The organism is Sulfitobacter sp. W002 (assembly GCF_025142135.1).
GTDB classification, from domain to species: Bacteria; Pseudomonadota; Alphaproteobacteria; order Rhodobacterales; family Rhodobacteraceae; genus Sulfitobacter; species Sulfitobacter profundi.
Window position 1 is genome coordinate 675,290 of sequence record NZ_CP081126.1, and the last position, 23,460, is coordinate 698,749.

Sequence of the window (23,460 nt, forward strand, 5' to 3'; positions counted from 1 at the left end):
GTGGGGTATATTTAGCGGAATGATGGATAAATGGTGCTGCTGGAGAGAATTGAACTCTCGACCTCTCCCTTACCAAGGGAGTGCTCTACCTCTGAGCTACAGCAGCGCCGTGGGCGGGTGATTAGCCGCAATCGAAAGGGGGTGCAACCCCTGATCTGGACCCTTCTTGCACCCTGCGCTAGATAGGCGGCATGGCAAAGCAAAACGCCCCGGAAAAGAACGCGAAAACACCCTCTGCGCGGGAGGCGCGGCTGAAGGCTGCGCTCAAGGCGAATATGGCCCGGCGCAAGGCGCAGGCCCGTGCGCGGGCCGAGGATGTGGCGCAGGATACAGGCAATGGCCCCGACGGGTCGGAAAAGGACAGCTGAACGATGGATTCCATTCTGGTCAAAGGCGGCGGTGCGCTGAACGGGCAAATTCCCATCGCGGGGGCCAAGAACGCCTGTCTGGCGCTGATGCCCGCAACATTGCTGAGCGAAGAGCCACTGACGTTAACCAACGCGCCGCGGCTGAGCGACATCCGCACCATGACCGAACTGCTGCGTTCTCTGGGGGCGGAAGTCACCTCAATGCAAGACGGCAAGGTCATCACGATGGCCAGCCACGGGCCGATCAACACCCGTGCGGAATATGACATCGTGCGCAAGATGCGCGCTTCTAACCTTGTGCTTGGGCCGTTGCTGGCGCGGGAAGGCCATGCCGAAGTCTCGCTGCCCGGCGGCTGCGCGATTGGCGCGCGTCCGATGGATATTCACACCGATGGGCTGGCCAAGATGGGCGCGGAAATCGATCTGCGTGACGGCTATCTCTATGCCAAGGCTGAGGGCGGCAAGCTCAAGGGCGCCGTGATCGATTTCCCCTTTGCCTCTGTCGGGGCGACCGAGAATATCTTGATGGCCGCGACTTTGGCCAAGGGCACGACCGTCATCAACAACGCCGCGCGGGAGCCTGAGATCGTCGATCTGGCGGACTGTCTGCGGGCCATGGGCGCGCAGATTGAAGGTGACGGCACACCGAGCATCACCATTCAGGGCGTCGATAGCCTGCATGGGGCGACCCATAAAGTTGTGACCGACCGTATTGAGCTTGGCACCTATATGCTGGCGCCAGCCTTTTGCGGCGGCGAAGTGGAACTGCTGGGCGGGCGGATCGACCTGTTGCAGGCGTTCTGCGAAAAGCTGGATGCGGCAGGGATCGAGGTGACTGAGACGCAGGCTGGCCTCAAAGTGGCGCGGCGCAATGGCCGCATTTCGGCGGTGGATGTCACGACAGAGCCATTCCCCGGCTTTCCGACCGACCTTCAGGCACAGATGATGGCGTTGCTCTGCACTGCCGAAGGGACCTCTGTACTGGAAGAGAAGATTTTCGAGAACCGCTTCATGCACGCCCCGGAATTGATCCGCATGGGCGCGCGGATTGATGTGCACGGCGGCACGGCTAAGGTCACTGGCGTTAAGAAACTCAAAGGTGCGCCGGTCATGGCGACCGATCTGCGGGCGTCGATCTCACTCATCCTCGCCGGGCTGGCGGCCACCGGAGAGACCACGGTAAGCCGGGTCTACCACCTTGATCGCGGCTATGAGCATGTGGTGTCCAAGCTGCGCGGCGTGGGTGCGGATATCGAAAGGATCAGCAGCAAATGACCGAAGATGCACGTTTCGAAGATGGCCGCGAAGCGCCGTTGAACCTCGGCGCATTGGATGCCGAGGATCTCACGGTGATCGCCTCGCTCACGCAAGATGCGGTGTTTCCCGCATCGGAAATGCGCTGGCACCGCACGGGCGCGCGTTTCGCGCTGCTGCTGAACCGGCTGCGGCATGAGGATACGGGGGCCGCACGTCATGCGCCCGAGCGGGTGCAATCGGTGCTGATGTTCAACAACGTGCAGCGTGTGGCAAGCCAAGGCGTGCCCAAGGGCGATGCCGATACCATCCTCTCCCTGCTCGACATCACGTTCGAGCAAACCGACGCGCCTTCGGGCCATGTCACGCTGACCTTGGCCGGGGATGGTGCGATCCGGTTGGAGGTTGAGGCGCTGGAAGTGACGCTCAAGGATGTGACACGTCCCTATGTGGCCCCTTCAAAGAAAAGGCCCGTTCACCCCGAGTGACATCCCGTCACGGTGGCAAGGATCGCAAGATGCCGGAACTAAAACAGACTAGATTTACGCGGGGGCGCGTGGCGGCCCTGATGACCGAAGCGACGGGCTGGGCGCTTTTGCTGCTTGGTGTGGCGCTGGCGGTGCGGCATCTGTTGGGCACGGTCACCTTGCCGGGGCTTTTGGCCCCTGCCGCGGCGATTGCGGGCGGGCTGTTTGCCATTCTGGCAGCCCATGTCGCCCGCGCCGTATTCGACAACGCCCAAGATACCCGCGCGATGCGTTTGGCGCAGCGCTCCGCCCCCAGTGCCGCTGTCAAAACATCGGGCCTGCGGGCCGAGCCCAGCCTGCGCCGCCCTTCCGCGCCTTGATACCTTTGGGCCAGCCCGCTGCGGTGGCCCCCTTTTCGAAAGCCTGACCCCATGCCCGTCACCCTTGATGCCTCCGCCCCCGATTTCGAAGCGGCCTTTGACAAACTGCTGAACGCCAAGCGCGAAGACAGCCCCGATGTCGATGCCGTGGTGGCCGAGATCATCGCCGATGTGCGTGCGCGGGGCGATGCTGCGGTGATCGACCTGTCGCAAAAGTTCGACCGCGTGACCCTTACCCCCGATAGCCTGCGGATCAGCGCTGCCGAGGTTGACGCCGCCGTTGCCGAAGTCTCCCCCGAGGACCGCAAGGCGCTGGAACTGGCCGCCGACCGCATCCGCGCCTATCACGCACGGCAGCTGCCCGAAGACGCCGAGTGGACGGATCCCGATGGCGCCACGCTGGGTTGGCGCTGGACACCTGTTTCCGCCGCTGGCCTTTATGTGCCGGGCGGGCTGGCGAGCTATCCGTCCTCGGTCCTGATGAACGCGGTCCCGGCCAAGGTGGCGGGGGTCGAGCGTTTGGCCATGGTCGTGCCCACGCCCGATGGCGTGTTGAACCCGCTTGTGTTGTTGGCCGCCCGCATCGCCGGAGTGGATGAGATTTACCGCATCGGCGGCGCGCAGGCCGTGGCGGCGCTGGCCTATGGCACCGATACGATCCCCCCGGTTGACAAGATCACCGGCCCCGGCAACGCCTTTGTCGCCGCCGCCAAACGGCGGGTCTTTGGCAAGGTCGGCATCGACATGATCGCCGGCCCGTCCGAAATCCTCGTCATCGCCGATGGGGACAATGATCCCGATTTCATCGCCCTCGATCTGCTCAGTCAAGCCGAGCACGACGAGAGCGCGCAGAGCATTCTGATCACCACCGACCCCGCCTTTGCCCGCGCGGTGGAAGAGGCGGTCGAGAAACGTCTGCTCACCCTTGAGCGGCGCGCCATCGCGGGCGCAAGCTGGCGCGACAATGGTGCGATCATCACCGTGGCTGACCTCGACGCCGCGGCGGCGCTTAGCAACCGGATCGCGCCGGAACACCTTGAACTCTGCGTGGCGGATCCAAAGGCGCTGTCGGAAAAGATCACCCATGCGGGCGCGATCTTCCTTGGCCAATGGACGCCCGAGGCGATTGGCGATTACGTCGGCGGGCCGAACCACGTTCTGCCCACGGCGCGGTCGGCGCGCTTCTCTTCGGGGCTGTCGGTGTTGGATTTCATGAAGCGCACCACATTGGCTCAGATGTCGCCCGAAGCCCTCAAAGCCATCGGCCCGGCGGCAGAGCGGTTGGCCCAGTCAGAGAGCCTTGAGGCGCATGGCCTGTCGGTCACCGCGCGGCTGCGCAAGCTGAACGACTAGGGCAGGGGGGCAGGGGGCGCAGAATCCGCCTGCGCAGGAGGCAGGGCGCTGCCCGTTATGCCCGCCGGGCGCGACATTCGCCATAGGGTGTGCTCTCGCGCATTGCCCCCTCCCCACCGCTGCGTTATCCACGAAAGGGTATCGCCAGCAAAAAGGATGCGCCAATGACCCGCATCACCCATATCGCGCTTGATGACGCGAACATGCCGCCCCCCACGCCTGAGATCGATCAGGAGCGTAAGGTTGCCATGTTCGACCTGCTGGAAGAGAACAGCTTTGTCCTGCCCGAACGGGAGAAGGGCCCGGTGCCCGAAGGGCCCTATCACCTGTCCCTGTCGATCCGCGATAAGCGGCTGGTCTTTGATGTGGAAACCGAAGCGGCTGAGAAGGCAGCGGAATTCCACCTTTCCCTCGGCCCGTTCCGGCAGGTGGTAAAGGATTACTTCCAGATCTGCGAAAGCTATTTCGAGGCGGTCAAAAAGCTGCCCCCCAGCCAGATCGAGACGATCGACATGGCCCGGCGTGGCATCCACAACGAAGGCTCCCGCGTGCTGCAAGAGCGGCTCTCAGGCAAGGCCGAGATCGACACCGACACCGCGCGGCGGCTCTTTACCCTGATCTGCGTTTTGCATTTCGGCGGATAAATGACGCAGGTGCTGCCTCAGTCCGTTCTCTTCTGCTGCGACCACAATGCCGTCCGTTCGCCGATGGCCGAAGGCTTGATGAAAAAATTCTACGGCACCGGCACCTATGTGCAGTCCGTTGGCGTCAAGAACGACATGGAGATCGACGGTTTTTCCATCGCCGTGTGCAGTGAATTGGATGTGGAGTTGGACCGGCACCGCAGCCGCAGTTTCGACGAGATGGAAGAATGGGGCGACGATTTGGGGTCATTCGACCTTGTGATCGCGCTGAGCCCCGCCAGCCAGCGCCGGGCGCTGGAACTGACGCGGTTTTACCATCTAGACGTGGAATATTGGCCGATCCTTGATCCCACGGGACTGGGCGAGAGCCGCGAGGCCAAGCTCACCCAGTTTCGCGCCGCCCGCGATCAGATCGTCGGACGGCTGATTGATCGCTTTGGCCAGCCGCCCAACGAAAGCTGAGCTATCAGGTGTTGGAGCAGGCCGCCGCGGCGCTCTGGCCATAGGCTTTCCACGTGCTCCAGAAGGCGTTGTCGCTTTGGTTGTCGGACTGACGCATTTCCTGCAAACGGTGGGGGTCGCGGAAAATCTTGGCGCCCTGGCGCTGATCCGAGCGCGACAACGTCTGATCCGCCACCGCTTGTACGCAGCCACAACGCGCATGGCTGGAGCCGCGGCGCCCATCGGCCAGACAAGCCTTTTGAATGGGTCCCGTGGCGAAAAGCACCGGCGTGGGGGAGAAACGTCCTACGGCGGCATCGCTGGAATAACGTGATCCGCCACAACCCGCCAAGACGACGAGCGCCATCAAACTTGCAACTGTCCGCATTGATTTGCCCTATTGTTTTGGACCATGGGGTTTTCCCCTTGTCGGCCCGGTCTGCTCTGCCCGTCACTATGCCGCAAAATGGGGCTTCGCGCAATTCTCCTTTGGGGGGCAAAGCGCCTTGGCCTGCGATAAAGCGCCGTGAAGGGCGCGAAGCGGGCTCTGGCGCGCTCAAGGCCAATTGACGCAGGCGCGGCACTGCGCCATATCCCCTTGCATGACACCGCTTGAAAACATCCGCAATTTCTCCATCGTGGCGCATATCGACCACGGCAAATCCACGCTGGCCGACCGGTTGATCCAACTCACCGGCACGGTCGCCGAACGCGACATGCAAAGCCAGCTTCTGGACAACATGGATATCGAGCGGGAGCGGGGCATCACCATCAAGGCCAACACCGTCCGCATCGAATACCCTGCCAAGGACGGCAAGACCTATGTGTTGAACCTGATCGACACGCCCGGACACGTCGACTTCGCCTATGAGGTCGCGCGCTCCATGCATGCGGTCGAAGGTTCGCTGCTGGTGGTCGACGCCACCCAGGGCGTTGAGGCGCAGACGCTGGCCAATGTTTATACCGCCATTGATGCGGATCATGAGATCGTGCCGGTCCTGAACAAGGTCGACCTGCCCGCCTCTGACCCCGACCGCGTGCGCGAACAGATCGAGGACGTGATCGGCATCGACGCCTCCGAGGCCTGCCTGATCTCTGCCAAGACCGGCGTCGGCATCCCCGACGTGCTGGAAGCGATCGTCAATAAACTGCCCGCGCCCAAGGGCGGCGACCCCGATGCGCCGCTCAAAGCGATGCTGGTGGACAGTAAATATGACCAATACCTCGGCGTTATCTGTATCGTCCGGATCATCGACGGCACCCTGAAAAAGGGCGACCGCATTCGCATGATTAAGACCGGCGGCACCTATGACGTGGATGATGTGGGCGTTTACCGGCCCAAGATGACCGGCGTCGACAGCCTCGGCCCCGGCGAGATCGGTTATCTCAACGCCTCGATCAAACAGGTCCGCGACACCCGCGTTGGCGATACGATCACCCATGAAAAGCGCAAGTGTGAAACCCCGCTGCCGGGCTTTAAGCCGTCCGTGCCGGTGGTTTTCTGTGGTCTCTTCCCGGTCGATGCCAATGACTTCGAGGACATGCGCGATGCGATCGAAAAGCTCGCCCTGAACGATGCCTCCTTCACCTATGAGATGGAAACCTCTGCCGCGCTTGGCTTTGGCTTCCGCTGCGGTTTCCTTGGCCTACTGCACCTCGAAGTGATCCGCGACCGGCTTGAGCGTGAGTATGACATCGACCTGATCACCACTGCGCCTTCGGTGATCTATCACGTCCACATGAAAGACGGCGAGATGCAGGAGCTGCACAACCCCGCAGACATGCCCGACATGACGCTGGTGGACCACATGCAAGAGCCGCGGATCAAGGCGACGATCCTCGTGCCCGATGAGTACCTCGGCGACGTGCTGAAACTCTGCCAAGACCGCCGCGGCATTCAAGAAGACCTGACCTATGCCGGTTCGCGGGCGATGGTCGTCTATGACCTGCCGCTGAACGAGGTGGTGTTTGATTTCTACGACCGGCTGAAGTCGGTCACCAAGGGCTACGCCAGTTTTGACTACCAGATGATCGGCTACCGGCAGGACAATCTGGTCAAAATGCAGATCCTTGTGAACGACGAGCCTGTCGACGCGCTTTCGACCATGGTGCACCGCGACCGCGCCGAGATGCGTGGCCGAGCGATGGTGGAAAAGCTCAAAGACCTGATCCCGCGTCACATGTTCAAGATCCCGATCCAAGCGGCCATCGGCGGCAAGGTGATTGCGCGCGAGACACTCTCCGCGATGCGCAAGGACGTGACGGCGAAGTGTTACGGTGGTGACGCGACGCGGAAGAAGAAGCTGCTGGAGAAGCAGAAGGCCGGTAAGAAGAAGATGCGCCAGTTCGGGAAAGTGGACATCCCGCAGGAGGCGTTTATTTCCGCGCTGAAGATGGATGGGTGAACGCCGGTCCGGGGGCTAGGCCCCGGCAAACGCTCCGGGGGAGCGTTTGAGGCGTGAACGGGCGGAGCCCCGGAAGGTGGCCATTTTTAGTGCGCGCGGGAGGCTGGGTGTTGCGAAGCGGTGCGCCTTCCCCCACGGTAGTTTTCACTACCGGGAGTATTTCCATGAATTTATTTATCGACACTAACGTATTTTTATCATTCTTTCGATTCACGAGTGAGAATATTGAAGAGCTTAAAAAGCTCTCAGCGCTGATTGCCTCCAAAAAGATAACCCTATTGGTGTCTCAGCAGTTGAAAGATGAATATGCTAGAAACAGAGAGAATGTTTTGAGCGATTCATTAAAGCGCATGAGAAGCTCGCGCCGCGAGTACCCATTTCCTGCCGCAGTTAAGGAGCTTGCCTCGCATGCTGAGGCTCAGTTGGCAAAAGAGCAATTCGAGAAAGAGTATAATAATCTAATTCAAAGTTTCGAGGTTGCGGCAGAAGATCAAACCCTCGCTGCCGATAAGTTGAATTCTGATCTGTTCTCAAACGCTACAGAGATGGTGTGCGATGACGCCATATTCGGTAAAGCAGTCAAGCGTTGGCGATTAGGAAACCCACCTAGGAAAAATGATAATTCGATAGGTGATGCAGTTCATTGGGAGTGCCTTCTGAATCATTTTTCGGCTAAACCGGACAATATTATTGTGGTTTCCAGTGACGGGGACTTTGCCGATAAACTTTCGGGGAAAAATTTACGCCGTTTTCTTAGTGCGGAATGGCAGAGTAGATGTGCTGGTTCAACAGCGGTGCTTTATGATACCCTTTCTGCATTTTTTAAGGAGCACTTTCCAGAAATTAAGCTTGCCAGTGACGTCTCAGTTCACGGCATTCTTGATGAGCTCGAAAATAGCCGAAGCTTCGCTGTAACGCATTATGTCGTTTCTAAGATAGATTCTCTTGGAAGCCTCTCAAAAGAAGCTGCAAAGCGAATTATTGATATATCGCTTAAAAACAGCCAGGTCGGAGGAATCCGCACTGATCGCGATCTATTCGAAATGTTCAAAACTATAAAAGCTGAACATGCCAAACATCTCGACAAGAGCGAACTTTCGTACGTCGACGAAACGATCGCAAAGGGCGCTGCAATTTGGGATATTCCTGGGTCTGAAGACTAGGTCAATGGTCTGAGAATGGGGAGTGTCTGTTAACGTGCCAAACCCCTCAGGGTTTGGCAGCGCCCGAACCGCCCCCACGGGGCGGGCGCTTCGCTTTTCCCCGCCCCTCGGTTCGGGCGCGGTGGTAGACACTGTTCTCTCATCCTTTTCGCTAACCAATGTACACCGCCTGCGGGGTATGTGACATTCCACACAAACACGTTTCCCGCCACAGGACCCCCCCATGACCACCCCCTGCATCCTCTGCGTCGCCATCACCGGCTCCGTCCCCACCAAAGCCGCCAACCCCGCCGTGCCGATCTCGACCGCCGAGCAGGTCGAGTCGACCCACGCGGCTTTCGAGGCCGGGGCCTCGATCTGCCACGCCCATGTGCGCAACGAGGACGAGACCCCGTCCTCGGACCCCGAGAGGTTCGCGGGGCTGATGGAGGGCGTGCAAAAGCATTGCCCCGGCATGATCGTCCAGTTCTCCACCGGCGGGCGCTCGGGCGCGGGGCGGGAGCGGGGCGGGATGCTATCGCTGCGGCCCGACATGGCGTCGCTCTCGGTCGGGTCCAACAACTTCCCCACGCGGGTTTATGAGAACCCGCCGGAACTGGTCGATTGGCTGGCCTCGGAAATGAAAACCCACGCGGTCAAACCCGAGATCGAGGCTTTTGACCTGAGCCACATCCACAAAGCCGCCGAAATGAACCGCGATGGGCGCATCCCCGGCCAGCTTTATGTGCAATTCGTCATGGGCGTGAAGAACGCCATGCCGGTGGACCGTGAGACCTTTGATTTCTACATCCAGACGCTCAACCGCCTCGCCCCCGATGCGCAGTGGTGTGCCGCCGGGATCGGGCCGAACCAGATTGTGTTGAACGAATGGGCCATCGCCGCGGGCGGTCATACCCGCGCGGGGCTTGAGGATAACGTGCGCCTTGACCGCGATACGCTGGCGCCCTCCAACGCCGCGCTGATCCAGCGGGCGGCTGATTTATGTGCGAAATACGACCGCCCTATCGCCACGCCCGCACAAGCGCGTGAGATTCTGGGTCTGCGCCCGGCATAGGCTTGCCGCAAGAAGGGCGCTGCGTTGAAATGCGGGGCGGGGCAGCTATGTCCCGTTCCAGTAACCAACAGGAGCCTGAAATGTCCCAGACCCGCCGCCATTTCCTTGCCACCTCCGCCGCCGCCGCTGGCATCGTAACCCTGCTGCCCTTCGCCGCCCGTGCCGCCGCGCATAGCGGTGACACATTCGACACCAGCGCAGGCCCGATCACGGTGCATCCCGTCGACCACGCCTCTATCGTGTTGGAGACGCCCGCGGGCGTGATCTATGTCGATCCAGTGGGCGAGCCCGCGCAGTACAGCGACTTCCCCGCCGCCGATCTGATCCTCATCACCCATGAGCATGGCGACCACTACAATGCCGATACGCTGGCCGCGCTGGCCGGGGAAGAGGTGCAGATCATCACCAACCCCGCCGTTTTCGACATGCTGCCCGAGGCGCTTGCCGCGAAGGCCAGCAAGATCGCCAATGGCGAAAGCACCGAGTTCAACGGCCTGCCGATCGACGCGATCCCAGCCTATAACATCACCGAAGAGCGCAAGAAGTTTCACCCAGAGGGGCGCGACAACGGCTATATCCTCGGCTTCGACGGCTTCCGCGTCTATATTTCGGGCGACACCGAAGACACGCCTGAGATGCGCGGGCTCACCGATATCTCGCTGGCCTTCGTGTGCATGAACCTGCCGTTCACTATGGATTCAAACGCTGCCGCCTCTGCCGTGGCTGAGTTCAAACCGACATACGTCTACCCCTATCACTTCCGGGGCAAAGATGGCGGCACGCAAGACCCCGAAGAGTTCGCCAAACGGGTCGGCACCGATGTCGAAGTCAAATTCGGCGACTGGTATTAATCTCGAACCCTTTCGGTCACGCCCCAGCGGCGTGGCCGTTTCCCCGGCCAGGGCCGATCCATCAGGTCAGCCGATTCCGGGGTGCAGAGCGGGGCGTTTGTCTCTCACACCGCCGCCCGCGCTCATTTTTCGCTTAACAAATTCAATAGCCTAACCGCTCCCTTTCCAGATGGCCGAAGTTTCGCTTGATCGCTTTCGGTCCGCGGACTAGCGTGACCTGCGACATATGCGAAACAATGGTTCGCATTGTGAAACAAGTCTCTGGGAGGAGCCGACATGACAATCTTTAAACACCTGAGCTGCGCCGCAGCTCTGGCGCTGGCTGGTGGCGCGGTAAGCGCTGAAACTGTATTGATTCACGGTGAAGCTGGACCCAACCGCGGTGCACGCGCCGACGCATTGCAGTGGTTCGCCGATCAGGTCGCCGAACGTTCGGACGGCGACATGCGATTCGACATCCAGTGGGGCGGGGCGCTGTTCAAGGCCAACGCCGCTGTGCAATCCATCGCCGATGGCGTGGCCGACACCGGTTCGGTCATCGCAGTCTACTACCCGCAAGAGATGGCCGGCTACGGCATCGCCGACCTGCCGGTGAACAACCCCGACGCTTGGGTCGGCATGCGCGCCACGGATGAGCTAATGCGATCCAGCCAAGCGATCCAAGACGATCTGGCCGACAAGAACCTCGTCTATATCGGCACTTGGACCACCAGCCAGGTAAACATCGGCTGCAAGGGCGGCGCGATCAAATCCGTGGCGGATATCTCGGGCAAGAAGGTCCGCGGCGTGGGCGCCTACGGCAAGGTCTTCGGTGAGCAGGGCGCGAACATGGTCAACATGTCGATCTATGACGCCTACCAAGGTCTCGACACCGGGCTGATCGATTGTTCGCAGGGCTACAGCTATGCCGTCGCGGCGCTGAAGCAGGCCGAGGTGATGGACAGCTACACGATCCTCGACTGGGGTCAGGTCGGCGGTCTGGGCATCTTTATGAACAAAGACATGCACGACAGCCTGACGCCCGAGCAGCAGGAAACGCTGGCCTCCGTCGGGTCCGACATGGCGGATGAGTTTGGCCGTCTGATCACCGATGCCAATGAAAAGGCCATCGCCTCGATGAAAGAGCAGGGCGTCGAAGTCATCACCCTGCCCGAAGAGGATCGCGCGCAACTTGTCGAAGCGGGCAAGAAGTTCCTCGACGAATGGGCAGAGACCGCCGGTTCCGCCGGTCTGCCGGGCGACGAACTGCTGGAGGAGTATAAGGGCCTTATCGCCAAATACACCGAGCAGCGCGATGCGGATGGCTATCCTTGGGAAGCCAAAAGCAACTGATCGCTGATATTGGGGAGGGGCAGCATATGTTGGTAAATCTGGAGAAAATCCTGTTGGGATTGGGCGCTTTGGCGGTGATCGCCTTGGGGGTGTTGATCACCTCCAACGTGATCGCCCGCGCGCTCTTTGCCAGTCAGGTGCCCGATAGCGTGACCATGGTGCGAGAGCTCATGGTCGCCGCCATCCTGCTGCCCCTCGCCGCCGCCACCGCTGCCCGCGCGCATGTCTCGGTCGCTTTTGTGACCGACCGATTTCCCGACCGCGCGCGTTCGGTGCTGATCGTTGCAGGCTCTGCCATCGGTATGCTGGCGCTGGCGCCGCTGATCTATTCCGGCGGGCGCGAGTTCTTTGCCGTGGTCGAAAAGGGCAGCTTTTTCTACGGCGACCTCAATCTGCCGAAATGGCCCGGGCGGCTTTTGTTCCTGATCGGGATGATCGCGACCTTCCTGCGGCTGGCCGAACTGACGTGGCGTGATGGGCGCACCGTGCTGGCGGGCGGCGTGGTCTCTGACGAACAACAACATGCGGCCGACCTTCTGGCCGAGAAGGACGTGCTGTAATGGATGCCTCAACCATCGGTATGATCGCCTTCGCGGCGGTTCTGATCCTGCTCGCCCTGCGCGTGCCGATTGCCTTCACGCTGGCGGCAGTGGCAACCGTCGCTACCTTCTTTATCTTCGCCTTCCGCACCGGGACCTTCATGCCCGAACGTGCGATCAAGGCGACCACCTCGATGGTGTTCTCAAACTCCTTCGACCTCATTCACTCTTACGATCTGTCGATGATCCCGCTTTTCGTGGCGCTTGGACATATCGCGTATCGCGCGGATATTACGACGAAAATCTACCATGCGGCCAAGGTTTGGCTGACCCGCCTGCCGGGTGGGGTGGCCATGGCCTCCGTCATGGGCTGCGGGGGCTTTTCCGCGATCACTGGCTCATCCATCGCCTGCGCCTCGACCATGGGTAAGATCTGCACGCCCGAGATGCTGCGCATGGGCTATGACCCGCGTCTGGCCACAGCTTCGGTCGCGGCGGGGGGCACATTGGGCTCGCTCATTCCCCCGTCGGTTCTGTTCATCATCTACGGCATTTTCACCGAGACTTCGATCTCGTCGCTGTTCCTCGCGGGTGTTCTGCCGGGGCTGCTGACGCTGGCGGGCTTTGTGCTGGTCATCGCCGTCTGGGTCTGGCGCGATCCGGCGGTAGCACCCTCGACCGACCAACGCTACACCGCGCGTGAGCGTTGGCAGGCGGCCCTTGATAGCTGGCCCGCGATCCTGTTGTTCGTACTGATCATCGGCGGCATCTACGGCGGTATCTTCACCGCGACCGAGGCCGCCGCCGTCTGCGTCGTCTCCGCCACGCTGATCGGTTTCGTGCAGCGCAAGCTGGATTGGGCTGGCCTCTGGGCCGCGGTCAAGGAGACCTGCGTGCAGACCTCTGCGATCTTCCTCATCGCCGCCAGTGCCAAGATCTTTGTGGCCTTCGTCGCGCTGACCGGCGTCGCGGGCACCATCGTGGGGTTCGTCTCAGACGCGCAGATGTCGCTGGTTGTGCTGATGCTCTGCATCGCGCTGATCTATCTGCTCTTGGGCATGTTCCTTGATCCCATCGGTATCATGGTGCTGACCCTGCCGCTGATGATCCCACTGGTGGAAAGCTATGACCTCAACCTCATTTGGTTCGGCGTCGTGGTCATCAAACTGCTGGAGATCGGCCTGATTACACCGCCCGTTGGCTTGAACGTCTTTGTCATCGCCAATGTGGTGGGCCGCGAAGCACCGATTGATAAGATTTTTGCGGGCATCACCCGGTTCCTCAGCGTCGACTTCATCGTGCTGATCCTGATCATGTCCTTCCCGATGATCTCGCTATTGATCCCGATGGCGGCAAGATGAACAAGGCGGCGTCTGATACCGTCACGGACCGTAAGTTCGCCAATACGCTGGCGCGGGGTCTTGGCATTTTGCGCGCGTTCCGCGCCAGCGATAGCGGGCTGAGCCACGCGCAGATCGCCGAGCGGACGGGCCTGCCGAAACCCACGGTTTCGCGGCTGACCTATACGCTGTGCGAACTGGGCTATCTGGCACACGGCGGGCGCAACGATAAGTTCCGGCTTGGGCCTGCGGCGATTGCGCTTGGCTCGGTCGCCTCTGTCGCGGTCAGCTTTGTCGATATGGCGTCAGATGCGATGCAGCAACTGGCGGATGAGACCCGCACGCTGGCGCTGATTGCCGTGCGCGACGGCGACCGGATGATGCTGGTGCGCACATGGCGTCCGCATACCGCTTCGACCATCTGGCTAGAGCCGGGTCACCGCATCCCGGTCTATGGTTCGTCCTCGGGCCTCGCCACGCTGGCCAGTCTGGACGAGAACCGTTTTGACGGGCTGGAGCCGGATGACCGGCTGCGCAATTTCCGCCGTGAGGGGTATGAGCAATTGCTGGCGCAGGGCTTTGTCCTCGCCCCGCCTGAAACCCGCTATGCCCGCAGCATCAATGCCGTGAGCGTGCCTTATTACGCAGGGGAATTCGGCGAGCCTGTGGCCTTCACCTGCGGCGCTTTGCCGGGCGACTTGCCCGACAGCCGCATTCTGTCACAAGTGGGGCCAGCGCTGCGCGACGTGGTCAGCGGCATCGAACAACGCACCGGACGGGCACCGGCCCTGTCCCGGCGCGGATAGATCAAGGAGTTACTGATATGACTGACAAGATTGCCTATTCCCGCCATGACGACATCGTCGTGCTGCGCATCGAAAACCCGCCCGTCAACGCGCTGAGCCAAGCCGTGCGGCAGGGGCTTTCCGACGGCATGGACCGTGCTGAGGCCGAAGACGGCGTGCGCGCCGTGATGATCGTGGGCGAGGGCCGCGCCTTTATCGCGGGCGCTGACATCACCGAATTCGGCAAGCCGCCGATGGAGCCGCATCTGCCCAACCTCTGCAACCGCATCGAGGCCTCACCGCTTCTGGTCGTAGCTTCCATGCATGGGGTGAGCCTCGGCGGCGGTCTCGAAGTGGCCCTCTCGGCGCATTACCGCATCGCTCAGCCTTCGGCACGTGTGGGTCTGCCGGAAGTCCACCTTGGCCTGATCCCCGGCGCAGGCGGCACCCAGCGTCTGCCGCGTCTGATTGGCGTTGAACCGGCGCTTGATGCGATCACCACAGGCCGCCATATTAAGGCACCGCAGGCGCTTGAGATGGGCATCGTCGACCGCGTGGAAGAGGGCGATCCGCAGGAAGTGGGCCTCGCCTACGTCCGCGAGTTACTCGACAGCGGCGCGGAACGTCGTCCGATCTGCGACATGCCCGCACCCGCGCCCATCAACTGGGATGCCGCATACGAGGCGACGCTGAAGAAAGGCCGCGGCCAGATTTCCCCCGCCGAGGCCGTGCGCGCCGTGCAGGCGGGTGTCGAAAAACCCTTCGAAGAAGGCATGAAGGCTGAGCGCCGCATCTTCTCGGAACTGATGAACACCGACCAGCGGCAGGGCATGATCCACGCCTTTTTCTCGGAACGGGCGGTCAGCAACCTGCCGGAACTGAAAGGCGTCGAGCCGCGTGAGTTGAAGGCCATCGGCGTGATCGGTGGCGGCACCATGGGCGCGGGCATCGCCACGGCGGCACTGCTGTCGGGCTTCTCGGTCGTGCTGATCGAGATGAAGGACGAGGCCGCCAAGGCCGCGCATGAGCGTATCTCGGGCAACCTGCAGGGCGCGCTGAAACGCGGCAAGATCGACCAAACTAAGTTCGACACGCTGACTGGTGAGGCGCTCACCGTCTCCACCGACTACGCCAGCCTGTCAGATGTCGATTTGGTGGTCGAAGCGGTGTTTGAAGACATGGACGTCAAAAAGCAGGTCTTCGGCAAGCTTGACGCGGTCTGCAAGCCGGGTTGCGTGCTGGCCTCCAACACCTCCTATCTGGACGTGAACGAGATCGCCGCCAGCACCTCGCGCCCCGGCGATGTCATCGGGCTGCACTTCTTCTCGCCCGCGCATGTGATGAAACTTCTCGAGGTCGTCGTCGCGGACAAGACCGCAAAAGATGTGGTCGCCACGGGCTTTGCGCTCGGCAAGGCATTGGGCAAGATCAGCGTGCGCGCGGGCGTCTGCGATGGCTTCATCGGCAACCGCATCCTCGCCACCTATCGCACCGCGGCGGACCACATGGTGCTCGACGGTGCCAGCCCCTACAAGATCGACGCAGCACTTGAGAAATTCGGCTTTGCCATGGGCCCCTTCGCCGTGGCCGACCTTGCCGGGCTCGACATCGGCTGGGCCACCCGCAAGCGCAAGGCCGCCACGCGCCACCCCGAAGAGCGCGTGCCGACCTATATCGACCGTCTCTGCGAACAGGGCCACTTCGGCCAGAAGACCGGCCAAGGCTACTACATCTACGAGAAGGGCAAACGCGGCGGCACACCGAACCCGGAAATCACCCGCCTGATCGAGGAAGAGCAGAAGGAGCGCGGCATCACCCCGCGCGACTTCACCGACGCCGAGATCGTGCGCCGCTACATGTGCGCCATGGTTAATGAGTCCGCCAAGGTGCTGGAAGAGGGCATCGCCAAACGCCCGCTCGACATCGATATGACGCTGCTCTTCGGCTACGGCTTCCCGCGCTACTGGGGCGGCCCGATGAAATGGGCCGACATTCAGGGCCTGCCCAACGTCCTCGCCGCGATCGAAGGCTTTGCCGAGAAAGACCCGTGGTTCTGGAAACCAGCGCCGCTGCTGGTCGAACTGGTCAAAACCAACCGCACTTTTGATGATCTGAACAAGGAAGCTGCCAAATGAAACAGGCTGTCATCGTCTCCGCCGTCCGTACCGGGCTGGCCAAATCCTTTCGCGGGTCGTTCAACATGACCCACGGCGCCACCATGGGTGGCCATGTCGTCGCTGAAGCGGTCAAACGCTCGGGCGTCGATCCCTCGGCCATCGAAGACGTGATGATCGGCTGCGGCTACCCCGAAGGGGCCACGGGTTCGAACATCGCGCGGCAGATCGCCCTGCGCGCGGGCCTGCCGGTGACCGCCTCGGGCGTGACCGTGAACCGCTTCTGTTCGTCCGGTCTGCAGACCGTCGCCATGGCCGCCAACGCCATCTGCCAAGAGGGCGCAGGCCCGATGGTTGCAGGCGGGGTCGAGAGCATTTCGCTGATCCAGCCGGATGTGAAATCGGTGAAAGAGGCTTGGCTCAAGGAGCATAAGCCCGAGGTCTATATGGCGATGATCGACACCGCCGACATCGTCGCGAAACGCTATGGCATCTCCCGCGAGGATCAGGACGCCTATGGCCTGCGCAGCCAGCAGTTGATCGCTGCCGCGCAAGAGGCCGGTCTCTTTGATGACGAGATCGTGCCAATGCAGACCACCATGGGCGTGCAGGACAAGGAGACCAAGGAGATCTCCACCCGCGAGGTCACAGTGGACCGCGACGAATGCAACCGGCCCGGCACCACGCTCGAAGGGCTTGCGGGCCTGACGCCCGTGCGCGGCGAGGGGGCTTTCATCACCGCGGGCAACGCCAGCCAGCTTTCCGATGGTGCCGCGGCCCTTGTACTGATGGACAGCAAAGAGGCCGAGCAGCAGGGCCTGCAAGCCATGGGCGCGTTCAAAGGCTTCGCCGTCGCGGGCTGTGAACCCGATGAAATGGGCATCGGCCCGGTCTTTGCCGTGCCGCGCCTGCTGGAACGTCACGGGCTGACCGTCGATGACATTGACCTGTGGGAGCTGAACGAAGCTTTCGCGAGCCAAGCGCTCTACTGCCGCGACCGTCTGGGCATCGACCCCGACAAGTGCAACGTAAACGGCGGCTCGATCGCTATCGGCCACCCCTTCGGCATGACCGGGGCGCGGATGACCGGCCACATTCTGCGCGAAGGCCACCGCCGCGGCGCGAAACTGGGCGTGGTGACGATGTGCATCGGCGGCGGCATGGGGGCGGCTGGCCTCTTCGAAATCTACTAAAGGGGGCCGACATGGACCTGAGCTATACAGACGAAGAACGCGCCTTCCGCGAGGAGGTGCGTCAATTCCTCACCGAGAAACTGCCAAGCGAGCTTTCCGAAAAGGTGCGCCGTGGGCAGGAGCTTTCGAAGGACGATCACGAACGCTGGCACGCCATCCTGAACGATCAAGGCTGGCTGGCCACCAACTGGCCAAAGGAATTCGGCGGGGCCGCGTGGAATGCCGTGCAGCGCCATATTTTCGAGGAAGAGGCCGCCGCCCATCACGCGCCGCGCATCGTGCCCTTTGGCCTGTCGATGCTGGCCCCCGTGCTGCAAAAGTTCGGCTCGAAAGAGCAGCAGGACTACTGGCTGCCGCGCATTCTCTCGGGCGAAGACTGGTGGTGTCAGGGTTATTCCGAGCCGGGCGCGGGGTCGGACCTCGCCTCGCTAAAAACCACGGCGGTCAAGGACGGCGACCATTACATCGTCAACGGTCAAAAGACGTGGACGACGCTGGGCCAACACGCCAACATGATCTTCTGCCTCGTGCGGACCGACAAGGACGTGAAGCAGCAAGAGGGCATCTCTTTCCTGCTGATCGACATGGACACGCCGGGCATCACCGTGCGCCCGATCATCCTGCTGGATGGCGGCGCCGAGGTGAACGAGGTCTTCTTTGACAACGTGAAAGTGCCCGCCGAGAACCTCGTCGGCGAAGAGAACAAGGGCTGGACCTACGCCAAGTACCTGCTGACCCATGAGCGCACCAACATCGCCGGTGTTGGCTTCTCCCAAGCGGGCCTGTCGGCGGTCAAACGCATCGCCAAATCCGAAATGGCCGGGGGCCGTCCGCTGATCGAGAACCCGCATTTCGCCGCCCGTGTGGCGCAGGCAGAGATTGATCTGATGGCGATGGCCACGACCAACTTGCGCATCATCTCCAAGGCCGCCGCAGGGCAGGCACCGGGGGTGGAATCCTCGATGCTCAAGGTCAAAGGCACAATCATTCGGCAAGAGATCAATGACCTCGCGCGCCGGGCGGCTGGCGTCTATGCCATGCCCTTCGCCTCAGAAGCGGTGGCAGGCAGCAACGACGCGCTGCCCGATCCGAACGAGGCCGGTCCGGTGGCCGCGCAGTATTTCAACAACCGTAAGCTGTCGATCTTTGGCGGCTCCAACGAAATCCAGCGGCAGATCATCGCCAAGACAACGCTGGGAGGTGCAAAATGAATTTCGACCTGACCGAAGAACGCCAGATGCTGCAAGACAGCCTGCGCCGTTTCCTGCGGGATAAATACGACACCGCCACGCGCAACGGCATTCTGGAAAGCGAAGCGGGTTTCTCTGCTGACATCTGGACCGGCTTGGCCGAATTGGGCGTGATCGGCGCGCTTTTCACCGAAGAGCAAGGCGGCTTTGGCGGCGCGGGTTTCGACGTGACCACCGTGTTCGAAGAACTGGGCCGCGCCGGTGTGGTCGAGCCCTTGCTCGACAGCGCCGTGCTGGCTGGCGGCTTAATTGCCGATCTGGGCAGTGAAGCGCAGCAGGAACATATTGAGGAGCTGATCGGCGGCACGTTGCAACTTGCCTTTGCCCATGGTGAGCCGACCAGCCGCTATGACCTTGAGCGCGTCACCACCACCGCGTCGCAAAACGGCGGTGACATCGTGTTGAACGGTCGCAAAGCCGTGGTGGCGAATGCCGAGGCCGCCGACATGCTTGTCGTCTCTGCCCGCGAAAGCGGAGAGGCTGGGGATCAGGCGGGCATTTCGCTGTTCCTTGTGCCAGCGGATACCAAAGGGCTCACCGTCACGGGCTATGCCCTGCTGGCCGGTGGCCGCGCCGCCGAAGTCACACTGGACGATGTGACGCTGCCCGAAAGCGCTCGCTTGGGCGAGGCGGGCAAGGCTTTTGACGCCATCGAGGCCCGTGTGGCCGTGGCCACGACCGCGCTCTGCGCGGAAACGCTGGGCGCGATGGAAACCGCTTGTGATCTGACCCGCGAATACCTCGGCACCCGCAAGCAGTTTGGCCGCCCGATTGGCAGCTTCCAAGCGCTGGCGCACCGCATGTCGGACCTGCTGATTGACCTCGAACAGGCCCGCTCTGCCGTGATCAATGCCGCAGGCCATTTGGCCGACGACCGCGCCAGCCGCGAGCGTCACGTCTCAGCCGCCAAAAACCTGATGGGCCGCGTGGGCCGTCTGGTGGCCGAGGACACGATCCAGATGCACGGCGGCATTGCCATGACACAAGAGTACGAACTGGCCCATATCGCCAAGCGCATCACCATGGCGGACCACCGCTTTGGGGACATTGACCATCATCTGGAGCGGTTCATTGCACTATCCGCCGCATGAGGCACCGACCAGCGGGGTTCAGCAGCTCATCGGGTTTCAGCCCGATCTGTCGAACCCCGATGGCAGCACCCGCGTGACGCTCGACCTCGGCCCGCAGCACCTGAACGTCTCGGGCGTGCTGCACGGTGGTTTGCATACGCTGCTCTTGGATGTGGCCACGGGCTTTGCCTGCGCGCGGCACTGCGCGATGAGCGGGCCCTTCGTGCCGATGCTGACCCTGTCGCTGACCACCGATTACATCTTAGCGGTGCGCGAGGGCCAAGTCGTTGCCACGGGCCACGTCACGGGCGGGGGGTATAAAATCCTCTATGCCGAGGCCCAGTTGCATGATGCCGAGGGTAAGCTGCTGTCGCGTGCGACGGGCGTTTTCAAAAGGGCAAAAACATGAGCGCACGGATCGAAGACCGCGGCGATCGGTTGATCGTCTGGAACGGCAACGCCGAGAAACGCGGGGCGCTGACGCCAGAGCTTTATGAAGCGATTGCAGAGGCGATGCGGATGGCCGAAGACCCGCGAATCCGCGCGGTGATCCTCACTTCTGAGGGGCGCTTTTTCTGTGCGGGGGGAGACCTCAACGTATTGATCGAACGGCGCAAACTGACCGAGGCTGAGCGCCGCGAGCGGGTGGATGGGCTGCACGATCTGGTCCGCGCCATGCGTGCTTGCCCGGTGCCTGTCATCGCCGCCATCGAAGGTGGCGCTGCCGGGGCGGGGCTGTCGCTGGCGCTGGCCTGCGACATGATCGTGGCCTGCGAAGAGGCGCAGTTCACTGCCGCCTATGTGAAGGCCGGGTTGGTGCCGGATGCCGGTCTGACGGCTTCTTTGGCGCGGCTTTTGCCGCGGCCCTTGTCGATGGAGATGTGCCTTCTGGGCCGTCCCGTCATGGCGATGCGCTTTGCCGAACTCGGCGCGGTCAACCGTATCTGCGCCAAAGGCAAAGCCTTGGACGAAGCGCTGATGCTGGCCGATACGCTCGCCGCCGGGCCGCGTGCCGCCCAAGGCGCGATCCGGCAGTTGGTGGCGCAGGCCTATGAGGCCGAAGAGGCGGACCAGCTTGATGCCGAACGCAACGCCATGGCCCAGGCGGCTGGCGGGGATGAGGCCGCCGAAGGGATCGCGGCCTTTTTGGAAAAACGAAAGCCCCGGTTTTAGCCGGGCAGCGGCCGCCGGAGGAGGGGGTCGCGAATAGGCAGGAGGAGACACCCATGAATGCCAGGGTACAGGATTTTCTAGCTGAGCAATTGGCGACCCGACCAGAGGCGCCGGCGCTGAGTGACGCCAGCGGCGCCGCGTGGAGCTATGCCGATCTGGACCGTGCGCGCGTGGCCTTGGCCGCTGAGTTGCGCAGCGCGGGTGTGCAGGCGGGCGACCGCGTGCTTTTGATGGTGGAAAACTGTGTTGCGGCGGTGGCCTCGCTCTATGCCGCGTGGGAGTTGGACGCGGTGGCCATCCCCGTCAACGCCCGCCAGACCGAAGCCGAAGTCACCCGCATCATCGATCACGCCACCCCGGCGGCGGTGCTGCTGACCTGCGATGTCTCGCCCGAAGCGGCGGCCCATGCAGCGCGGCTGAACGCACGTGAGGTCTCGGGCGCTTTCGGCAGCCTGCACCTTTCCACACCGCTGCCCAGCAGCCCGGATGCAGATCTGCATGACGTGGCGGTGCTGCTTTATACCACCGGCACCACGGGTGACCCCAAGGGCGTGATGCTGACCCATCAGAACCTACGCTTTGGCGCGCGTGCCTCGGCGGACCTGCGACAGATGGTGCCGGGTGATGTGGTTTACGGCGTGCTGCCGATGACCCATGTTTTCGGTCTGGTGTCTGTCTTGATGGCCGCGGTGAGTTCTGGCGCGAAGGTCCGGCAGGAGAGCCGTTTCTCGGCGGCGAAGCTGCATGCCGCAACCCACGAGGATGTCACGATCCTTCCCGCTGTGCCGCAGATGCACGCGCTGGTGATGCAGTACTCGCGCGAACGCGGGATGCCCAAACTCGAAAGCCCCAAGCTGCGCTATGTTTCATCGGGCGGTGCACCGCTGGATCCGGCGTGGAAGCGCAAAGCCGAGGCGTTTTATGAACTGCCGCTGCAAAACGGCTTTGGCATGACCGAGACATGCTCGGGCGCCTCGGCCACCACCAACGCGCTTGGCTCGCCCGATACGTCGGTCGGTCCGGTCACGCCGGGCACCGAATGCAAGATCGACGACCAAGCCCCCGGCGGCAATGGCGCGGGCGAAGGCGAAGTGCTGGTGCGCGGACCGCATGTGATGAAAGGCTACTACCGCAACCCGACCGAGACCGACAAAGCCATCGACGCCGAGGGCTGGTTGCATACCGGCGATCTGGGCAAGTTGGATGAGAATGGACGGTTGCACATCCTCGGGCGCAGCAAGGAATTGATCATTCACGGCGGTTTCAACGTCTACCCGCCCGAGGTCGAAGCCGCGTTGAACGATCACCCGCGCGTGGTGCAATCGGCCGTGGTCGGACGGCGGCGCGAAGGCGACGAAGAGGTGCTGGCCTTCGTGCAGGTCGCCCCCGGCGACGAGTTGACGGCAGAGGAATTGCGCAGTTTCGTCAAAGAGCGCCTGACCGGCTACAAGCGGCCCGCGCAGATCATCGTGGCCACGGACCTGCCCGCCGCACCCACGGGCAAGATCCTGAAACACCGGCTGCTGACGGCCTTCGCCGACCGGCTGGAGGGCTAGGCGCGGCTTGAACCGCGCCCGGCCAGATCAGACGTAGGTGCCTTCGGCGGCGGCGCGGATCGCGCGGATGTTTTCGCCGTAGGGCGCGGGGTCACTGACCGAGCCGCCCTTGAAGACGGCAGAGCCCGCCACCAGCACATCGGCTCCGGCCTGTGCAACTAGGGGCGCGGTCTTGGGGTCAACGCCGCCGTCGATCTCGATATGCACGGGCCGGTCGCCGATCAACGCGCGCAGGTCGCGGATTTTGGCTGTCATGTCGATGAACTTCTGGCCACCGAAGCCGGGGTTCACGGTCATCACACAGATCAGGTCGACCATGTCGAGCAGTTCGGCCACCGCGCTGGCTGGCGTGCCGGGGTTGAGTGCCACACCCGCTTTCGCGCCCGCGCCGCGGATCGCCTGAAGCGTGCGGTGGATATGGGGCGTGGCCTCGACATGGGCGGTGATCACATCGGCGCCCGCCTTGGCGAAGGCGTCGATATAGGGATCGACCGGGGCGATCATTAGATGCACGTCCATCACGCCTTTGATGTGGGGCCGGATCGCCGCGCAGGTGGCGGGGCCGAAGGTGATGTTGGGCACGAAATGCCCGTCCATCACATCCACATGCACCCAGTCCGCGCCTTGGGCCTCAATGGCTTCGCATTCGGCACCGAAGTTGGCGAAATCGGCGGCGAGGATGGAGGGGGCGATCTTGATCGAACGGTCGAATGTCATGGGGGCAGCCC

At 62.3% G+C, this 23,460-nt stretch carries 24 protein-coding genes and 1 tRNA gene; 22 read left to right on the forward strand and 3 right to left on the reverse strand.

All coding sequences use genetic code 11. The features are described from left to right. Positions 1-31 precede the first annotated feature (31 nt). Positions 32-106 (reverse strand) — tRNA-Thr (locus tag K3758_RS03335). Between the two features lie 85 nt (positions 107-191). Here K3758_RS03335 and K3758_RS03340 point away from each other — a divergent pair. The 7 genes from K3758_RS03340 to K3758_RS03370 all read left to right on the forward strand — a co-directional run bounded on the left by K3758_RS03340 (position 192) and on the right by K3758_RS03370 (position 4,928). Next, positions 192-368, forward strand: coding sequence for a hypothetical protein (locus tag K3758_RS03340; RefSeq protein ID WP_162931795.1), 177 nt, complete (start codon positions 192-194; stop codon positions 366-368). 3 nt (positions 369-371) lie between these two features. Next, on the forward strand, positions 372-1,643 hold the full coding sequence (gene murA / locus K3758_RS03345; RefSeq protein ID WP_120350217.1) for a UDP-N-acetylglucosamine 1-carboxyvinyltransferase: 1,272 nt from the start codon (positions 372-374) through the stop codon (positions 1,641-1,643). Continuing rightward, on the forward strand, positions 1,640-2,110 hold the full coding sequence (locus K3758_RS03350; RefSeq protein ID WP_067623929.1) for a DUF2948 family protein: 471 nt from the start codon (positions 1,640-1,642) through the stop codon (positions 2,108-2,110). Before murA ends, K3758_RS03350 begins: the two co-directional genes overlap by 4 nt. Before the next feature lie 29 nt (positions 2,111-2,139). Further along, a complete protein-coding gene (locus K3758_RS03355; protein ID WP_120350219.1) occupies positions 2,140-2,469 on the forward strand; it encodes a hypothetical protein in 330 nt (109 codons plus the stop codon). Between the two features lie 51 nt (positions 2,470-2,520). After that, a complete protein-coding gene (gene hisD, locus K3758_RS03360; protein ID WP_259947619.1) occupies positions 2,521-3,822 on the forward strand; it encodes a histidinol dehydrogenase in 1,302 nt (433 codons plus the stop codon). Between the two features lie 140 nt (positions 3,823-3,962). Continuing rightward, the gene (locus tag K3758_RS03365; RefSeq protein ID WP_259949966.1) at positions 3,963-4,466 is read left to right on the forward strand and encodes a UPF0262 family protein; all 504 of its coding nucleotides are present in this window, start codon (positions 3,963-3,965) and stop codon (positions 4,464-4,466) included. Further along, positions 4,467-4,928, forward strand: coding sequence for a low molecular weight phosphatase family protein (locus tag K3758_RS03370; protein ID WP_259947621.1), 462 nt, complete (start codon positions 4,467-4,469; stop codon positions 4,926-4,928). Positions 4,929-4,932: 4 nt separating this feature from the next. On the opposite strand, the gene K3758_RS03375 is transcribed toward K3758_RS03370, so the two are convergent. Continuing rightward, the gene (locus K3758_RS03375; protein ID WP_259947623.1) at positions 4,933-5,295 is read right to left on the reverse strand and encodes a hypothetical protein; all 363 of its coding nucleotides are present in this window, start codon (positions 5,293-5,295) and stop codon (positions 4,933-4,935) included. A gap of 214 nt (positions 5,296-5,509) precedes the next feature. Between K3758_RS03375 and lepA the strand changes: the two genes are divergently transcribed. The 15 genes from lepA (at position 5,510) to K3758_RS03450 (ending at position 22,732) form a co-directional block, all read left to right on the forward strand. Continuing rightward, positions 5,510-7,312 carry a translation elongation factor 4 gene (gene lepA / locus K3758_RS03380; protein WP_259947625.1) on the forward strand — a complete coding sequence of 601 codons (1,803 nt, stop codon included), beginning with the start codon at positions 5,510-5,512 and terminating at the stop codon, positions 7,310-7,312. A 164-nt stretch (positions 7,313-7,476) separates the two neighbouring features. Beyond that, on the forward strand, positions 7,477-8,475 hold the full coding sequence (locus K3758_RS03385; RefSeq protein ID WP_259947627.1) for a PIN domain-containing protein: 999 nt from the start codon (positions 7,477-7,479) through the stop codon (positions 8,473-8,475). 223 nt (positions 8,476-8,698) lie between these two features. After that, on the forward strand, positions 8,699-9,529 hold the full coding sequence (locus tag K3758_RS03390) for a 3-keto-5-aminohexanoate cleavage protein (RefSeq protein ID WP_259947629.1): 831 nt from the start codon (positions 8,699-8,701) through the stop codon (positions 9,527-9,529). An 80-nt stretch (positions 9,530-9,609) separates the two neighbouring features. Next, positions 9,610-10,380, forward strand: coding sequence for an MBL fold metallo-hydrolase (locus tag K3758_RS03395; RefSeq protein ID WP_259947631.1), 771 nt, complete (start codon positions 9,610-9,612; stop codon positions 10,378-10,380). Between the two features lie 276 nt (positions 10,381-10,656). After that, the gene (locus K3758_RS03400) at positions 10,657-11,712 is read left to right on the forward strand and encodes a C4-dicarboxylate TRAP transporter substrate-binding protein (protein WP_259947632.1); all 1,056 of its coding nucleotides are present in this window, start codon (positions 10,657-10,659) and stop codon (positions 11,710-11,712) included. A 26-nt stretch (positions 11,713-11,738) separates the two neighbouring features. Further along, positions 11,739-12,272, forward strand: a complete 534-nt coding sequence (locus K3758_RS03405; RefSeq protein ID WP_067627369.1) for a TRAP transporter small permease — start codon at positions 11,739-11,741, stop codon at positions 12,270-12,272. Further along, a complete protein-coding gene (locus tag K3758_RS03410) occupies positions 12,272-13,612 on the forward strand; it encodes a TRAP transporter large permease (RefSeq protein WP_067940100.1) in 1,341 nt (446 codons plus the stop codon). The genes K3758_RS03405 and K3758_RS03410 overlap by 1 nt, the downstream gene beginning before the upstream one ends. Continuing rightward, a complete protein-coding gene (locus tag K3758_RS03415) occupies positions 13,609-14,397 on the forward strand; it encodes an IclR family transcriptional regulator (RefSeq protein WP_120350228.1) in 789 nt (262 codons plus the stop codon). The genes K3758_RS03410 and K3758_RS03415 overlap by 4 nt, the downstream gene beginning before the upstream one ends. A 17-nt stretch (positions 14,398-14,414) precedes the next feature. Further along, on the forward strand, positions 14,415-16,511 hold the full coding sequence (locus K3758_RS03420; protein ID WP_259947638.1) for a 3-hydroxyacyl-CoA dehydrogenase NAD-binding domain-containing protein: 2,097 nt from the start codon (positions 14,415-14,417) through the stop codon (positions 16,509-16,511). Continuing rightward, the gene (locus K3758_RS03425) at positions 16,508-17,683 is read left to right on the forward strand and encodes an acetyl-CoA C-acyltransferase (protein ID WP_259947640.1); all 1,176 of its coding nucleotides are present in this window, start codon (positions 16,508-16,510) and stop codon (positions 17,681-17,683) included. Before K3758_RS03420 ends, K3758_RS03425 begins: the two co-directional genes overlap by 4 nt. An 11-nt stretch (positions 17,684-17,694) precedes the next feature. After that, on the forward strand, positions 17,695-18,894 hold the full coding sequence (locus K3758_RS03430) for an acyl-CoA dehydrogenase family protein (protein ID WP_259947642.1): 1,200 nt from the start codon (positions 17,695-17,697) through the stop codon (positions 18,892-18,894). Beyond that, the gene (locus K3758_RS03435; RefSeq protein WP_259947645.1) at positions 18,891-20,024 is read left to right on the forward strand and encodes an acyl-CoA dehydrogenase family protein; all 1,134 of its coding nucleotides are present in this window, start codon (positions 18,891-18,893) and stop codon (positions 20,022-20,024) included. The genes K3758_RS03430 and K3758_RS03435 overlap by 4 nt, the downstream gene beginning before the upstream one ends. Then, on the forward strand, positions 20,005-20,412 hold the full coding sequence (locus K3758_RS03440; RefSeq protein ID WP_259947647.1) for a PaaI family thioesterase: 408 nt from the start codon (positions 20,005-20,007) through the stop codon (positions 20,410-20,412). The genes K3758_RS03435 and K3758_RS03440 overlap by 20 nt, the downstream gene beginning before the upstream one ends. Then, entirely contained in the window at positions 20,409-21,176 is a 768-nt protein-coding gene (locus K3758_RS03445; RefSeq protein ID WP_259947649.1) for an oxepin-CoA hydrolase, alternative type, read from the forward strand. The genes K3758_RS03440 and K3758_RS03445 overlap by 4 nt, the downstream gene beginning before the upstream one ends. A gap of 53 nt (positions 21,177-21,229) precedes the next feature. After that, on the forward strand, positions 21,230-22,732 hold the full coding sequence (locus K3758_RS03450; RefSeq protein WP_259947652.1) for a class I adenylate-forming enzyme family protein: 1,503 nt from the start codon (positions 21,230-21,232) through the stop codon (positions 22,730-22,732). Between the two features lie 27 nt (positions 22,733-22,759). Here K3758_RS03450 and rpe read toward each other — a convergent pair whose 3' ends face one another. Next, a complete protein-coding gene (gene rpe / locus K3758_RS03455; protein ID WP_259947655.1) occupies positions 22,760-23,449 on the reverse strand; it encodes a ribulose-phosphate 3-epimerase in 690 nt (229 codons plus the stop codon). Positions 23,450-23,460 lie beyond the last annotated feature (11 nt).

Bases quoted from the DNA above. Each gene is read 5' to 3' on its own strand.
- K3758_RS03420 (WP_259947638.1), top strand. From the start codon at position 14,415: ATGACTGACAAGATTGCCTATTCCCGCCATGACGACATCGTCGTGCTG.
- murA (WP_120350217.1), top strand. From the start codon at position 372: ATGGATTCCATTCTGGTCAAAGGCGGCGGTGCGCTGAACGGGCAAATT.
- K3758_RS03355 (WP_120350219.1), top strand. From the start codon at position 2,140: ATGCCGGAACTAAAACAGACTAGATTTACGCGGGGGCGCGTGGCGGCC.
- K3758_RS03340 (WP_162931795.1), top strand. From the start codon at position 192: ATGGCAAAGCAAAACGCCCCGGAAAAGAACGCGAAAACACCCTCTGCG.
- rpe (WP_259947655.1), bottom strand. From the start codon at position 23,449: ATGACATTCGACCGTTCGATCAAGATCGCCCCCTCCATCCTCGCCGCC.
- hisD (WP_259947619.1), top strand. From the start codon at position 2,521: ATGCCCGTCACCCTTGATGCCTCCGCCCCCGATTTCGAAGCGGCCTTT.
- K3758_RS03370 (WP_259947621.1), top strand. From the start codon at position 4,467: ATGACGCAGGTGCTGCCTCAGTCCGTTCTCTTCTGCTGCGACCACAAT.
- K3758_RS03350 (WP_067623929.1), top strand. From the start codon at position 1,640: ATGACCGAAGATGCACGTTTCGAAGATGGCCGCGAAGCGCCGTTGAAC.
- K3758_RS03385 (WP_259947627.1), top strand. From the start codon at position 7,477: ATGAATTTATTTATCGACACTAACGTATTTTTATCATTCTTTCGATTC.
- K3758_RS03400 (WP_259947632.1), top strand. From the start codon at position 10,657: ATGACAATCTTTAAACACCTGAGCTGCGCCGCAGCTCTGGCGCTGGCT.
- K3758_RS03395 (WP_259947631.1), top strand. From the start codon at position 9,610: ATGTCCCAGACCCGCCGCCATTTCCTTGCCACCTCCGCCGCCGCCGCT.
- K3758_RS03390 (WP_259947629.1), top strand. From the start codon at position 8,699: ATGACCACCCCCTGCATCCTCTGCGTCGCCATCACCGGCTCCGTCCCC.
- lepA (WP_259947625.1), top strand. From the start codon at position 5,510: ATGACACCGCTTGAAAACATCCGCAATTTCTCCATCGTGGCGCATATC.
- K3758_RS03415 (WP_120350228.1), top strand. From the start codon at position 13,609: ATGAACAAGGCGGCGTCTGATACCGTCACGGACCGTAAGTTCGCCAAT.
- K3758_RS03435 (WP_259947645.1), top strand. From the start codon at position 18,891: ATGAATTTCGACCTGACCGAAGAACGCCAGATGCTGCAAGACAGCCTG.
- K3758_RS03445 (WP_259947649.1), top strand. From the start codon at position 20,409: ATGAGCGCACGGATCGAAGACCGCGGCGATCGGTTGATCGTCTGGAAC.
- K3758_RS03430 (WP_259947642.1), top strand. From the start codon at position 17,695: ATGGACCTGAGCTATACAGACGAAGAACGCGCCTTCCGCGAGGAGGTG.
- K3758_RS03450 (WP_259947652.1), top strand. From the start codon at position 21,230: ATGAATGCCAGGGTACAGGATTTTCTAGCTGAGCAATTGGCGACCCGA.
- K3758_RS03405 (WP_067627369.1), top strand. From the start codon at position 11,739: ATGTTGGTAAATCTGGAGAAAATCCTGTTGGGATTGGGCGCTTTGGCG.
- K3758_RS03425 (WP_259947640.1), top strand. From the start codon at position 16,508: ATGAAACAGGCTGTCATCGTCTCCGCCGTCCGTACCGGGCTGGCCAAA.
- K3758_RS03410 (WP_067940100.1), top strand. From the start codon at position 12,272: ATGGATGCCTCAACCATCGGTATGATCGCCTTCGCGGCGGTTCTGATC.
- K3758_RS03375 (WP_259947623.1), bottom strand. From the start codon at position 5,295: ATGCGGACAGTTGCAAGTTTGATGGCGCTCGTCGTCTTGGCGGGTTGT.